General features: G+C 36.1%; 17 protein-coding genes. 3 read left to right on the top strand and 14 right to left on the bottom strand.

The genetic code is table 11. The features are described 5' to 3' along the window. Window positions 1-150 precede the first annotated feature (150 nt). Window positions 151-2076: a penicillin-binding transpeptidase domain-containing protein gene (locus B5473_RS06060; RefSeq protein ID WP_065217280.1), complete on the top strand. Its 1926-nt coding sequence runs from the start codon at window positions 151-153 to the stop codon at window positions 2074-2076. A 677-nt stretch (window positions 2077-2753) separates the two neighbouring features. After that, a complete protein-coding gene (spoIIP, locus tag B5473_RS06055) occupies window positions 2754-3623 on the top strand; it encodes a stage II sporulation protein P (protein WP_079524082.1) in 870 nt (289 codons plus the stop codon). 242 nt (window positions 3624-3865) lie between these two features. Here spoIIP and B5473_RS06050 read toward each other — a convergent pair whose 3' ends face one another. The 4 genes from B5473_RS06050 to B5473_RS06035 all read right to left on the bottom strand — a co-directional run bounded on the left by B5473_RS06050 (window position 3866) and on the right by B5473_RS06035 (window position 7681). After that, window positions 3866-4495 carry a nitrite reductase gene (locus B5473_RS06050; protein WP_065217279.1) on the bottom strand — a complete coding sequence of 210 codons (630 nt, stop codon included), beginning with the start codon at window positions 4493-4495 and terminating at the stop codon, window positions 3866-3868. 87 nt (window positions 4496-4582) lie between these two features. Beyond that, entirely contained in the window at window positions 4583-7000 is a 2418-nt protein-coding gene (locus B5473_RS06045) for a heavy metal translocating P-type ATPase (protein WP_079524081.1), read from the bottom strand. Between the two features lie 72 nt (window positions 7001-7072). After that, window positions 7073-7279, bottom strand: a complete 207-nt coding sequence (gene copZ, locus B5473_RS06040; protein ID WP_079524080.1) for a copper chaperone CopZ — start codon at window positions 7277-7279, stop codon at window positions 7073-7075. Window positions 7280-7348: 69 nt separating this feature from the next. After that, window positions 7349-7681, bottom strand: a complete 333-nt coding sequence (locus B5473_RS06035; protein WP_139377697.1) for a metal-sensitive transcriptional regulator — start codon at window positions 7679-7681, stop codon at window positions 7349-7351. Window positions 7682-7937: 256 nt separating this feature from the next. Between B5473_RS06035 and B5473_RS06030 the strand changes: the two genes are divergently transcribed. Beyond that, a complete protein-coding gene (locus B5473_RS06030) occupies window positions 7938-8267 on the top strand; it encodes a four-helix bundle copper-binding protein (protein ID WP_065217275.1) in 330 nt (109 codons plus the stop codon). Between the two features lie 435 nt (window positions 8268-8702). On the opposite strand, the gene B5473_RS06025 is transcribed toward B5473_RS06030, so the two are convergent. The 10 genes from B5473_RS06025 to B5473_RS05980 form a co-directional block, all read right to left on the bottom strand. Continuing rightward, window positions 8703-9119 (bottom strand): hypothetical protein, encoded by a 417-nt coding sequence (locus B5473_RS06025; protein ID WP_079524078.1) that lies wholly within the window; start codon window positions 9117-9119, stop codon window positions 8703-8705. 128 nt (window positions 9120-9247) lie between these two features. Beyond that, entirely contained in the window at window positions 9248-9535 is a 288-nt protein-coding gene (locus B5473_RS06020; RefSeq protein ID WP_065217272.1) for a hypothetical protein, read from the bottom strand. Beyond that, window positions 9529-9864, bottom strand: coding sequence for a hypothetical protein (locus B5473_RS06015; RefSeq protein ID WP_139377696.1), 336 nt, complete (start codon window positions 9862-9864; stop codon window positions 9529-9531). Before B5473_RS06015 ends, B5473_RS06020 begins: the two co-directional genes overlap by 7 nt. 93 nt (window positions 9865-9957) lie before the next feature. Then, on the bottom strand, window positions 9958-11121 hold the full coding sequence (locus B5473_RS06010) for a glutathionylspermidine synthase family protein (RefSeq protein ID WP_176142033.1): 1164 nt from the start codon (window positions 11119-11121) through the stop codon (window positions 9958-9960). 55 nt (window positions 11122-11176) lie between these two features. Continuing rightward, the gene (locus B5473_RS06005) at window positions 11177-11416 is read right to left on the bottom strand and encodes a hypothetical protein (protein ID WP_065217269.1); all 240 of its coding nucleotides are present in this window, start codon (window positions 11414-11416) and stop codon (window positions 11177-11179) included. A 5-nt stretch (window positions 11417-11421) separates the two neighbouring features. Then, window positions 11422-11973, bottom strand: coding sequence for a hypothetical protein (locus tag B5473_RS06000; protein WP_139377695.1), 552 nt, complete (start codon window positions 11971-11973; stop codon window positions 11422-11424). A gap of 99 nt (window positions 11974-12072) precedes the next feature. After that, a complete protein-coding gene (locus B5473_RS05995; protein ID WP_065217267.1) occupies window positions 12073-12258 on the bottom strand; it encodes a hypothetical protein in 186 nt (61 codons plus the stop codon). Window positions 12259-12461: 203 nt separating this feature from the next. Next, window positions 12462-12872 carry a hypothetical protein gene (locus B5473_RS05990; RefSeq protein ID WP_065217266.1) on the bottom strand — a complete coding sequence of 137 codons (411 nt, stop codon included), beginning with the start codon at window positions 12870-12872 and terminating at the stop codon, window positions 12462-12464. A gap of 22 nt (window positions 12873-12894) precedes the next feature. After that, window positions 12895-13368, bottom strand: coding sequence for a hypothetical protein (locus tag B5473_RS05985; protein ID WP_065217265.1), 474 nt, complete (start codon window positions 13366-13368; stop codon window positions 12895-12897). 2 nt (window positions 13369-13370) lie between these two features. Then, window positions 13371-13805: a hypothetical protein gene (locus B5473_RS05980; protein WP_065217264.1), complete on the bottom strand. Its 435-nt coding sequence runs from the start codon at window positions 13803-13805 to the stop codon at window positions 13371-13373. Window positions 13806-13938: the final 133 nt, after the last annotated feature.

Here is a 13938-nt window from a genome sequence, read left to right as displayed (position 1 = left end):
ATGCATACTTGCTTTGCCCATTTATGAGAACTTACTAGCAAAATCAGGGGTTATAATCCCGAACGGGTCAATACCCTCGAACATTAACAAACAATTGAATATAATTTAGTTTAAATTCATAACGTGTAAAAAAAGAGGTGTTAACTTCGAATGAAGTGGGTATCTACCAGTTCAAAAAAACGCTTAAGTTTAATAATTTCTGGATTAATCTTTTTTGGTATAGTCGTTGTTATCAGACTGTTTTATGTTCAAGTTATACAACATGATGAACTAACAGAACTTGCGAAAGAAAACTGGGATAGAGAAATTCCGTTTGCTTCGGAAAGAGGGGAAATTGTAGATCGTAATGGTGAAGTTATTGTTACAAATGAACTTGCGCCGACCCTTTATTTTATGCCTTCACAAAACGATAATATTGAAGAAGCAGCAAAACAAATTGCCTCGGTGTTAGATTTAGATACTCAAAAATTGTATGAGAAAATGAACAAACGCGTTTCTATAGTAAAACTTGCGCCAGAAGCAAAAAACATTACGTATAAGCAAGCTGTAGAAATTCAAGGTCTTAATATAGACGGGCTGTATAGTGGAGTAGATTATATAAGACAATATCCATATGGAAATTTATTATCTCGATTTATTGGATTTACTGGGTATGATACTCAAGGACTTGCGGGTATTGAATATCAATATGATAAAGTATTAACTTCTAAAGATGCAGCGATTCGACTATTTACAGATGCAAAAGGAAATCCTTTACCTCATGTTGATGACGAACGGCGTAATGGTGAACAAGGAGCAACCGTAGAACTAACCATTGATTTGGAAGTGCAAATGGTTGTTGAAAGAGAATTATCACAAGCGATGGAAAAATATGATGCTGACCAAGCTTTAGCCATTGCGTTAGATGTTAATACTGGAGAAATATTAGCACTGTCATCTTTTCCTACTTTTAATCCTGCTAATTTTGAAGACGTAGACCAATCAATTTATAACCGAAACTTACCTGTATGGATGACATATGAACCAGGTTCTACATTTAAAATTATTACACTAAGTGCAGCACTTGAAGAAAATGTTGTAGATTTAGAAAAAGATATGTTTTATGACAAGGGATATACAATGGTAGAAGGAACAAGGCTTCGTTGTTGGAAACGTGAAGGACACGGCAGTGAAACATTTTTAGAAGTTGTAGAAGATTCATGTAACCCAGGTTTCATTGAAATGGGTCAACGTGTTGGTTCTAAGAAGCTCTTACAATATATAAAAGATTTTGGCTTTGGTAAAAGTACTGGTTCGAACATTACTGGTGAATCCTCAGGGATTTTATTTTCTGAAGAAGGTTTTGGACCAGTGGAACACGCGACGACCTCGTTTGGTCAAGGGATTGCCGTTACACCAATCCAACAAGTCCAAGCCGTTGCGGCTGCAGTAAATGGTGGGAATTTATATACTCCGTACGTTGTATCAAAAGTAGTTGATTTAGAAACTGGTAATACCGTACTTGAAAATAAAACAGAATTGAAACGTACGGTGATTAGTGAAGAAACTTCTGCAAAAGTTCGCGCTGCATTAGAATCGGTTGTTGCAAATGGTTCTGGTCGAGCAGCATTTCGTGATGGTCTTCGCATTGGAGGGAAAACCGGAACCGCACAAAAAGTAATAGATGGTCGTTATAAAGACGGAGAATATATCGTATCATTTATTGGATTTGCACCTGCCGATAATCCAAAAGTGGTTGTATATGTTGCTCTCGACAATCCGAAAAGTTCCACTGTTTTTGGAAGTACAATTGCTGCGCCAATTGTTGGACAAATTATAGAAGATATCGCACCAAAGGTTGGTATTCAAGTTAACCGTGAAGGTCAACTTGAAAAACAATACCGTTGGGGAGACCCGTTGACGGAGAGAGTTCCAAATTTAATAGGATATTCTGTTGATGAAATCAAAGAATTACAGTATTCCTTTAAAATTGAAATACATGGTGAAGGAAAAATAGTAACATCACAATTACCAGAGGCAGAAAATATTATTGAAAAAGATGGTACCATTCATCTTTTTTTAGATGATGACAATTAATTTATAGTTGTTAGGTTTATTTAGGCAGACCTAATTTAGAGAGACGGGATTTAGCAAGAAATACTCATTGAAATGTGCGAACTTTATTACGTTTCTAACTTCAAAACTAATGCTATTAGTTGGTATCCTATAACAAGTATTACTATATCTATATGAATCAGATTTCTAGTTTATAGTAATGCCATCCAAACCATTATATATTTAAATTTATATAGGAAATAAATGCCAAGTGATTTGCTGCAACTTAAGCCTAAGAACAAACCCCCTAAAAAGATTGCAGACTATATGGCGACAAAAATAAAAGGTTTCGTCGGTGAGCGGTTTTAGTATTCGGATAATTCGTCTTAAATCGTTTGCTACTCAGCACTCTGGCACGATTATGAGCGAAACACTTGCATATGCAGTTATTTATCCGGTTCTAAATTTTAAATATTCGCGGCATTTTCACTTTTCAATATGCTCGTGATGGTTTCTATACAAGCCAAATATAATGCAACCAACCTTTTCTGGAGTTTTAATTGATATGCCCAAAAGAGGTGTACTTTATTTTATAGAGGCTAATTCAATCTGTTGGCAATTTAATTCATATAAATAGATCACGTAACAATCAAGCATAATTGATTGTTTTGAATAATAGTTTTACCTCATTCATATAGTGGTTTAGAGGTGAGTTAAACGTGCCAAATAAATTAATTGCTTTTTTGGGATTTATTTTACTATTATTTTTTTCGCCGTTTGTTCCAGTAATTCTTTTTAGTTCCCTTCCTCAAAATTCAGACATTATTGTAAATCAACCTGAAATTAACCAAGAAAAAAAAATAGTTGGAGAAAAATTCGATAGTAGTAATCAACTTGTCTCTTCGTCAAGTAAGACAACCATTTTGAAAACTAACGACCAAATTGAAACTAAAAAAGCATTAATTCTTTTCACCCATTCACACGAAGCTTTTATTCCTATTGTAAAAAATGTAAGTGGTCAAACAACTGTTTACCATCCACAGTCGAACATTACAGCATTTGAAGATGTAATAAAAAATTATTTTGAACTTAATTCAATCAATGTAGAAATTCTTGCAGTGGATACAATGGATAAAATGAAAAAAACAAATCGTAGTTTCTCAGAAGCATACGATGTTGTTCGTCCATACCTAGTAACTCAACTTCAAAACAGCAATTATGATATAATTATTGACCTTCATAGAGATTCCACAAAAAGAAAATTATCAACACTAAAATATAAAAATGAGAATTATGGAAAACTTTATTTTGTTGTAGGTGAAAATAATCCGAATTACATAACAAATAAAACCTTCGCCGAGGAAATTTCATCTTCTTTAAACGAATATATACCTGGAATTTCCCGTGGTGTTATCAGTAAAAAAGGGGAGCATGTAGACGGTATCTATAATCAAGATCTTGCAAAAAACATGATATTAGTTGAAATGGGGGGGATAGAAAACACGCAAGATGAAATTAATCGTACAATATCTGTCCTTTCTAAAGCCATCTCCACTGTCTTGCAAAAATCATCTTTAAAGGATTTATAACTATATTGTATGATTATCATATTTAAAAAGGTAAGGACTTGAAATGATTTGAGTGGATGACTGTGTTTTAAAACATGAAGTTTGGAGAGTATTTATTCTTTGTAAATTTCCTAAAGCAACAGGCACAAAAGAAGTAAAGGAGTGAGACCTATTAGTCACGACTAATAATTCTCACTCCTTATTTATAATAACCTTTTGAATTAGGGAAGTTAGCACAATTCCCTATTAAAAAGTAGAATTCATTAAACCTTATATCTATTCAAGAAATCATTTCCACCCATACGTTTTAAAAACTTATGGAATGCTTCTCGCTTTTTCCCTAATTCCGAATATTCTATAATAATTTTTTCTACGGTATCATACAATTCTTCCGGTGTAAGATTCTCAACCATCAATGAACCAACTTCTGCGTCTTTCCCTTTTGCCTTTCCACCTACATACAAATTGTAATGGTCTCTAATCTTCATAACACCGATGTCGCTTAACATAGGTTCCCCACAACCAACAGCACAACCTGTATAAGCAACTTTTAGGGTAAATGGAACAGGCTTTCCTGCAATACGACGATTTAATTCCTTTGCAACCGGCATTCCTTCTTCTTCGTCCCCTTTGCAGAAATTGCAGGTTCTTAGACTTTTTACAAAGTTGCCAACTGGATAACAAGCTAATCCTACATTCTGAAATTCCTCTATAATTTCTTCAATTGAATCTCTCGAGACTTCTATATAGAGTTGCTGGAAGGTAGTTAACTCAAGTTCTTCGTCCTCATTCATATATTTTAATATGGTAACAAGTTGTTTTGAGTTAAGTTTTGCTCCAAATCCTATTCCTCCATTAATAGCAATCTTTACTTTTATACCGCTATCCTCCATATGGTTTTACCACCTTCCTTAAACGTTTTCCACAATAATTAGGGTTATATCTGCCGCTAAATATAGCGACAGATGATATTGATTATTTTATTTTTGTAAATTAACTCTTTGTAAGCGTAATGCGTTCAATACTACTGACACCGAACTGAATGCCATCGCTGCGCCAGCTACCCATGGCGCAAGTAACCCTATTGCAGCAATTGGAATACCAATCGTATTATAAGCAAATGCCCAGAATAAGTTTTGTTTTATATTACGCATTGTTTTCCTACTCATTATGATTGCATCCGCTATACTATTTAAATCGCCTCGAATAAGTGTAATATCTGCAGCTTCCATGGCAACATCCGTACCTGTACCAATAGCCATTCCTATATCGGCTGTTGCAAGCGCAGGTGCGTCATTAATACCATCACCAACCATTGCTACTTTTTTGCCCTGTTGTTTCAGTTTATTTACTTCTTCTGCTTTTCCCTCAGGGAGAACTTCTGCAATAACTGAATCAACACCTACTTCTTTACCAATGGCTTGGGCTGTTCGTTCATTATCACCAGTCATCATGATTACTTGAATGCCCATTTCATGTAAGCGATGGATCGCTTCTCTAGATGTATCTTTTATTGTATCTGCTACAGCAACTAGACCTGCATAATGCCCATTAATACCTGCTAGCATTGCAGTTTTCCCATTACGCTCTAATTCTTCCATCGTAGGGAGAACGGATTGTATATTAATTCCATATTGCTGCATGAGTTTACGTGTACCAATAATCACACCTTGACCTGAAACTGTTGCTTGAACACCATATCCAGGAATTGCTTCGAAAAATTGAATGTTACCAAGATCAATACCTTTTTCTTGAATCCCTTGAACAATCGCTTGTGCTAATGGGTGCTCTGATTGTTTTTCTGCTGCACCGATTAGTGACAAAAATTTTTCTTCGTCGTGACCATCAGCTACTAAAACATCTGTTAATACAGGTTTACCATGTGTAACAGTACCCGTTTTATCTACTACTACAGTGTCAATGCTTTGTGTTTGTTCTAAATGTTCTCCACCCTTAAACAAAATTCCAAATTCTGCTGCACGACCGCTTCCTGCCATAATGGAAGTTGGTGTTGCTAAACCAAGCGCACATGGACAAGCAATTACAAGAATGGCAATTAACACTTCTAGTGCTGGTGTAAACTCGCCGGGTTTAATCCATATAATCCATACTAAGAACGTAAAAATTGCAAATCCTACTACGATGGGTACAAAAATACCTGATATTTTGTCGGCCATACGTTGTATAGGTGCTTTTGAACCTTGTGCATCTTCTACCACTTTAATAATTTGGGCTAATGCTGTATCACGTCCAACTTTTGTTGCTGTCATTTTGATGAAACCATTTTTGTTAATGGTTGAGCCGTATAACAAGTCACCTGCTTTTTTATCCACTGGTAAGCTTTCACCAGTTAACATTGATTCATCAATAGCACTTGTTCCTTCCACTACTTCACCATCAACAGGAATTTTCTCGCCCGGCTTCACTAAAATAATATCTCCGGTTACCACTTCTTCTAACGGTATTTCTTTTTCAATTCCATCACGTACTACAATAGCTGTTTTTGCTTGAAGACCCATTAATTTTTTAATTGCTTCTGATGACCGTCCTTTTGCCTTTGCTTCAAATAATTTGCCTAAAACAATAAGTGTAATTAATACTGCACTTGTTTCAAAGTATAAGTGTGGCCCGTGGTGTGCTCCAGCAGTTACAATTGCTTGATATACACTATAAAAATAAGCTGCCGAAGTCCCCATCGCTACAAGTACATCCATGTTAGCACTGCCATTTCGAAGTGACTTATATGCCCCTACATAAAACTGTTTACCGATAATAAATTGTACCGGTGTTGCCAATAACATTTGAATCCACGGATTCATTAAGAAATCAGGTACATATAAGAATGATGTAAACGAAAAGTGTCCGACCATCGTCCATAATAGTGGTAATGATAAAATCGCTGAAAATATAAATTTACGTTGTTGGTCTTTAATATGCTTTTCACGGTGATCTCCTTGCCCTCTTTCATCTTGCTTTTGGTGTGCACCGTAACCTAGCTTTTCAACTTTAGAAATTATATCTGAAATCGTGACTTCTGAAGGATTAAATTCAATTGTTGCCTTTTCAAGTGCTAAATTGACATTCGCAATTGCAACACCTTCCATTTTGTTTAATCCCTTTTCTATACGAGTTGCACACGCAGCACAAGTCATACCAGTAATCTCGAATTCCGCTTTTTGTTTGATAACCCCGTAACCAAGTGCTTCGATCTTCTTTTCAAAGTCAGCTTCACTTAGCTTTGAAGGATCATATTTAATCGATGATTTTTCAAGTGCTAAGTTAACGGTTGCTTGCTCGACACCTTCCATTTTATTTAATCCTTTTTCAATCCGCATTGCACATGCAGCACACGTCATTCCGGTAATTTGAATGCTAGCTTCTTTTGATATTCTACTCACGAATTTCCCGCCTCCCATATACCATATAGGGGTATATATTTTTGAAAATGAGAGAGTGCTGTGAAAGCACTCTTATTCTACATCGTATCCTTGATCATCAATCGTTTCTTTAATCGTTTCAATAGATACTTGCGTTTCATTAAATGAAACTTCTACTTGTGCAGCATCTAATTTTACTTTTACTTCGTTAACTCCTTCTAATTGACCAACACGTCCTTCGATCGCCTTTACACAATGCCCACATGACATTCCCTGTACATTTAATGTTACATTTTGCATTTATTATTTTCTCCTTTAAATAAAATTTTATTTATTCAAATTTTAAATACCAGAGGTATTTTTAAGTTTTTATTTTTTCATTAACTTTTGAATTGTTACCACTAATTCGTCGAGTACCGCTTCATCACCTTCTGAAAGGCGATCAACTACACATCCCTTTAGATGACCTTCTAAAAGAATTTTGGCTACACTATTTAATGCAGATTGTGTGGCAGAAAGTTGTGTAATTACATCATCACAATAAACATCTTTATCTATCATTCCTTTGATTCCTCGAATTTGGCCTTCGATTCGATTTAATCGACTTGTTAAATCTTTCTTTACACGTTCCGGGTGATGACTTTTCCTGCATGTTTCATCAGATCCAGTATGACCTTCCACATCTTTCACTGAGTTTTCCATTATCATAACCTCCTTACTTTAAACACAATATAGCATACCCCCACACCGTATGTAAAGTGGGGAGATAAAACAAAACGTTCACTTTCTTTATTATTCCATTCCTTATCGCTTTTTAGTTTCAACAATTTAAGAAATTTTACTCTTTTTACTTTCTATAAAATTTTTTCACCTTCTACAAAAAAAAAATTTTATTTCGGTTATTTTAAAGCCTTTTTGGGGTAATATAATACGGTATTAATCAAAGGAGGGAAATATAATGGCACATGAACAATATCAGTCTGTAATTGATTCACTTCATGAATGTATGATTGCGTGTAATCATTGTTATGATGCTTGCTTAAAAGAGGAAGATATGAAAATGATGGCGGAATGTATTCGTCTTGATCGGGAGTGTGCAGATATTTGCGCTTACTTCGAACAAGCGATAGGAAGAGGTACGCCGTTTATTTCACAGTTCGCAGAATTGTGTGCAACAATTTGTGAGGCATGTGGTAATGAATGTAAAAAACATAATCACGAGCATTGCCAAAAGTGCGCTGAGTCTTGCTTTAAATGTGCAGAAGCCTGTCGAAAACTCATTGCTTAAATTCCCCCTATAAAAAAGGAGGGTATTTTCTACGGGATACCTCGTTTTTAATGATTAGAACGCCAACCTTTTAAAGGTTGGCTTATTTTAATGTTTTGTACCCGATGGTATATATCAGTCAGAAATAAAACATCACCAAAAGGAGGACTTCTTTTGACAAGCACTACAAATGATAGAATCATTAATAATTACAGGTGTCCTTTTCCTATAACCCCATTTTAAGCAAAGAGTTTGTGCGTGCAGAATCGGGCCTTGAGGTCATAGACCATTATGTCCACCGTTATCCTGATTCCGGACTATAAAGACCACCTGTATGTTGTTTTTTAGATGGATCCTTAATTAGGTGTTTATCATATAATTAATCAATTGTTATCCCCCCCCTGCTTACTATAACCACTACCGCCTGTCGAAGTAGTGATGTCCATGTTGCAAACTTTAGTCTAAAAATTCTAGATAATCGTTTGGCTTTATAATTATTTCTGTACCTTCTTTGGCATTAGCCCTGCCCTCATTAAATTTATTTTGTTTTAATTTCCCCATAACCAGGCTCGGATGGCCAATCAGTTCATCATCCTTAAAAGTGAAATATTTAAAGTAACGTTCAAAGACGACTAGCGTAAAGTAATAATTATCTTCATTCATATTGAAGTACCATACGCGCGGTAATCGAACAATTTTAGTGATTGTTCCATGTACAAAATATAGCACATCTAATGCTAAATTCTTCATAACTTTTGTGTGAGCTGTTTGTTGGTCTACAATTAATTCACTAATTGGAATTTTAAAGCCATTAATCGATATGATTACTGAGGCTAATAGATCCGGTTCACCAGTTAAAAATAGTTTTTTCAAACCTTTTAATGTAGTTAAAGTTTTAGGCTGCTTGGGACCATCATTAGGTACTTTTAAAGTTCTTCCAGTTACCTCTTGCTCGTTTGGTCGGCCACGGTCCTGGGCAACATATTCAGGATCCAGTTTATTTAAGTTAGCCTTACAACAATCGGTTCTACCTGAGTAATCATTTCTTTCTGCAGCTGCATTATTTTCCCTACACTTTCAGTAAAGGTCATTGGTGCAGCGAAAGCACATCCCTCTAAATGTACTGATGCCCCCTTACCACTCGTTTTAAAGAAAGCAACTTTGTTACTTTCCTTTACGAAATGGACCGGTGCTCGACAATCCATACAGAAAATAGGGGTTTGTTGAGACATTTCCTGAAAGTCCGTGGCATTAACAACCGTATTATCTGCTAATTTTGCGGTTAACATGATTCTCTCTCATTCCTCCCGATTCGGGCTTTACAGTGATTGATTTTTTCGATATTAGCAAACGATACAGGTTGTATTTTGCCTGGATATTGACTTTCTACTAATTCGAGTACCTCTGTTTGTAAGTGACCAGTACGATACGATAGTTTACCAGCAACTATTTCCCCATACTTTGTAAAAATGGTATACAATTTTTTATCCAATGGATCACTTAGTATGTCATACACCGTTAAAGGTTGTAACGTCACTATATTTGGTTCTGAAGAATCTTTTAAGCGTGTTTGAATGGATTCTACGTAGTGTGACTGCATATCTTGTACGTTTAGCACACATCTATTAATTTTCATAACAATCTTTTTGTGAAATTCGATTACCACAAATGTTCACACTTGTATTACCTGACCAAAATTTTGGTCAACACATTAAGATTTAATGCCAATCGGCAAAAAAAACGCATCATTTTCCGTTAATGTAGCATCTGCGCGGCAACCGATCGCCCCCACAGTCCCATTAATAATAAAGCTGCAGAATAAATAATGTACTTCTTGCTCACCTTGATTTGTCTGTATTGTAACTTTAGGCTGCTCGACATACTTTTGATAAAACAACAGGTATTCACTAGGGTTTTCATGCTTCGATTGAGCGAGCGTATTCCCTTTCCCATCTAAAATCTTTACAGTAGCCCCTTCACTAGCGAAAATAGACTTTTCAACATATGGCTCGTTGTTAGCTAGGAACGTATCCGCCTCTAAATAGGATGGTAAGAAGTATTCCTCAATCCATTCATGCTCTTCTTCCGTAAAGAACGCATTTTCTTCATGTAAGCCCCAGATAACGCTCATAACAGCCTTGTTTTCCATTAAAAAGGCACTTGGAGGGTTAATGATAAAAAGCTTCTTAGAAAGCACTAATTCAATTAGCCAAAGCCCTATTGGATTCTTTTCACTATCTTTTTCTTTTAACATATATTCAATGAAACCTGTTGGACGATATAAAATATCAACCTTCTTCCCGGTATCATCATATACACCCTCACCTTTTACGATTTTCAGCTGTTCGAACGGTACAAAACGGGCACCACCTACAGAATCTTGTAATAAAAGCGTTGTGTGAACATCCTCTCGGGAATTGGCACATGCCGTAAATACAATGTTAGGGAACGAAGCATATTTATTTGTTCGTACAGCTAGATTGACCGCCTTTTCTAAATAACTAAGAAGTCCCTCGTTTGGATCACGCAACCCGAAATGTTCACATACAGCCCCATTGACGCTATAGGCTTCTTTAAGGAACGTCGATGTATCAGCATTAATTTCAATGCATTTAAAGGAATTACCGCTAGGGATAAGGTCAATACGAGCAATTACAGTTGGGACAGGTAAGGTTTTCATTCGCACAAAATTAATTGTTTCAATTGGATAACCCATATCGCATAACACATTGGGGTGAACAGTTTGCAAGAGCGCGGTCACTTTAAAGAAAATAGCGGTGATTCGTTCCGAAGCTAATCGAAGGGCAGAAACTCGTTCCTCTGTAATCGGCATAACATCATATAACGCATATTCGTGGTCCTCTGTATCAGGCAAGAAACAGGGAATTTTATTATAAAGTTGTTCTCGCTTCAACCGCTGTTGAGCGAGATCATAATGTGATTTCATAACCATAATCTATTTGCACACCTCGGTAATGTTCAATTTCAGCTAAATGTGGCTCTTGTAATACCGTATATTGCTTAAAGTAAGCAGACGTATCACTATGCCATTGTTCATGATATTCATTCCATTCATTAATATTGGCAGCATGGACAACTGGCTCATTAACATGCCCTAAATTACCTGTAACGGTAACGCCAATTAATACAAGTTTAGTTCGAGTAGCCATAACGATTACTTCCCTTCCAGGTACATGATTTCAAGTACTTTTTTAGATGGTTTCAATGAATAGATACTGTCATTGAAACCGCAAATATGATTAAAAAACATCGTATGTAATATTGAACTTCCTACAAAATAATTTATTTCCCGATTTGTAGGAGCTGGCACAAAGCCCTCATTGTTCAGCTTTTGCAAGTAATAAGGAATATCTTCGGTAATACGCGTAATTAAGCCTTTTTCATCAAATTCACCGCTTAAATGACGCTTTATGTAAATATCGAATGTCTCAATAACAATCGTTTTTAATTGCGCTAACGAATAGGAAGAAACGAATGATTTAAATGATTCATCCACTTTCCACTGAAGTTCAGGGAGCTTTATATTGAAAGCATGTGCTTCATGCTCAATCATAGCCATAAATTCATATGCTGCGATTTCAAGCCACAAATCATAGGTACTATCAATGAAGTTTTCCTCGTCCTTTAAATTTAAATAACAGATACGGACAGTAAATGCCGATACGTCGTCAGTTGGTAGAACATTCACCTTATGCCAATTCTCCAATATATCAAGCTTATGAGTTCGTCGCTTTTGACCGCGCTTGCGCCCTGCAGCGTTCGACTGGGTAATTAAAATTTTCCGCCTAGTTAAGTGTTTTACGATCTATTTTAAGTAGGCTTTATTTGGTGTGATGATGCCATGCTTGGAAGCAGTCGGACCAATCATCATAACATCCTCTGTTGCGGCCGTATTCATAAGAGCCGATAAGTACACTTTATCTTTATAGGTTAATTCACGCTCTAATACCGGCTTTAATTCGTACTGGCAATAATTAAATGCTACGTTCATTGTGCCCTCCCCATTCCAATGCGATATAGTTACTTATTTCTTTATGGTTATCAATCAGGTTCGGTTGATTTTCTTGTAGATACCAAGCCCTCACCAAAAATGCGATAGCAAGACAACCCAACCCGATATAACCGATATATTTTCGTTTCATAAATACCTCACTTCTGTTAATGTCTAGGATCCGATGACTTGCTGATCCCGGTTTAATAAAATGCTGCAGCCATATCAACCAATGTTTTCATTTTTAATATGCCAACCATGCCATACCCGAAGAAAATAACCGCCTTCCCTACAAAGTACGTTAAAATCCCTTTAGACTGTTCCTCGTTATAAACCATAATGCTATCGACTGAATAGAAAAATGACAGCAAGAATAAAATCAGGAACGGTGTAAAGTAACCAATAACAGTGTTATTAGTACCTACAATGAGGAATACCACGACTAGAACAATGATTTGTACAGCTATAAAGACAGTACGAACGCCCTTTGTTCGCTCATACGGTTCTGTATTTCGATTGAAAATAAGCTTCAAGATTAAAGCGATTAACCAAATTGCCCCAAGTGATAGGCTATATAGTGTAAAAAATGATGCGTTTTCCTGTAATACGTCCAAAAATCAAACCAACCTTCAACTATTAAATTTTAGCTATATAGTGTTCGAAGCCTGTATGAAGCGTTACACCTGCATATCTAACCGGTGTTGTAGCTTTAAATACCTTCACTAACAATAAGAAATTCACAATATGGTCTACATATAGCTTTTTGTTCAATTCACTATCATTTATTCGAGCACATGCATTACTGAAAGGTATACTCAATTCCCATGTAATCGCGTAATAATAAGCTAAATCCTCTTTATTCTTGCTTTCGCTCAGACTACTTGAAACCTCTGCTAATTGCGTTTGCATAGCCATGTTCTTGCTCATAACCTCTGAATGTATCTGTTGGAGCTCACTTGTCGTTAATGATAATAATTCAGCTTTCACCTCTGAAGCGTCAAAACGAGCCTTACGTTCTGCCAGTCTCTTGCAAAGACGATAAAATGCCTGGTGAAATGTTTCTGCGTCCGTCAATTTCCCACTAATACGCGGATTTAATAATGTAACCAATCCTAATACCTCCTATCTGCATAACGCGAAGCGAACTGTACAGCTTTAAAATCCGCGCCTATGTTCCGAGTTGAGGGATTCACACTATATGGTTGAGGAATACGCGTCCATTCAATACCCCAATGCTGACATGCATCACATGAAATTAAACTAAAACCGAGTAACGTATCGTAATAATCTGTATCGGTAATAAACTTCTTTAATTGCCGTTCAAACAGTCTGTCTTTTTGAACACTGGGCGCCATTAGATTTATTTCGAAACGGCGTACATTTTTAGAAGGGCACTTATCATTTACGCAACAAGCTGCGCGGCTATATTCAAACAGATGATCATACACGCTTATAATTGTAATAAAGCGGTGGCTATCTGAAATATTCATCCAATCATAATCCAAGCGTTTGTAGTGTTTTAAATTATGAATTCTTAATTTACACATAAGGCTTACCTCCACTAATCAATAAAAAAAGCACGCAATAAACCCGTTAAGGTCTATTGCGTGCTTCGCGATAGATAATACAATTTTATATAATTATTAGATACTTTTGCTTAAAAGTATTACTAATAAGCTT

Origin of the sequence: Solibacillus isronensis, from assembly GCF_900168685.1 — a bacterium.
In the GTDB taxonomy this organism is placed as follows: Bacteria; Bacillota; Bacilli; order Bacillales_A; family Planococcaceae; genus Solibacillus; species Solibacillus isronensis_A.
This window is presented reverse-complemented; position numbering and strand designations above follow the sequence as displayed.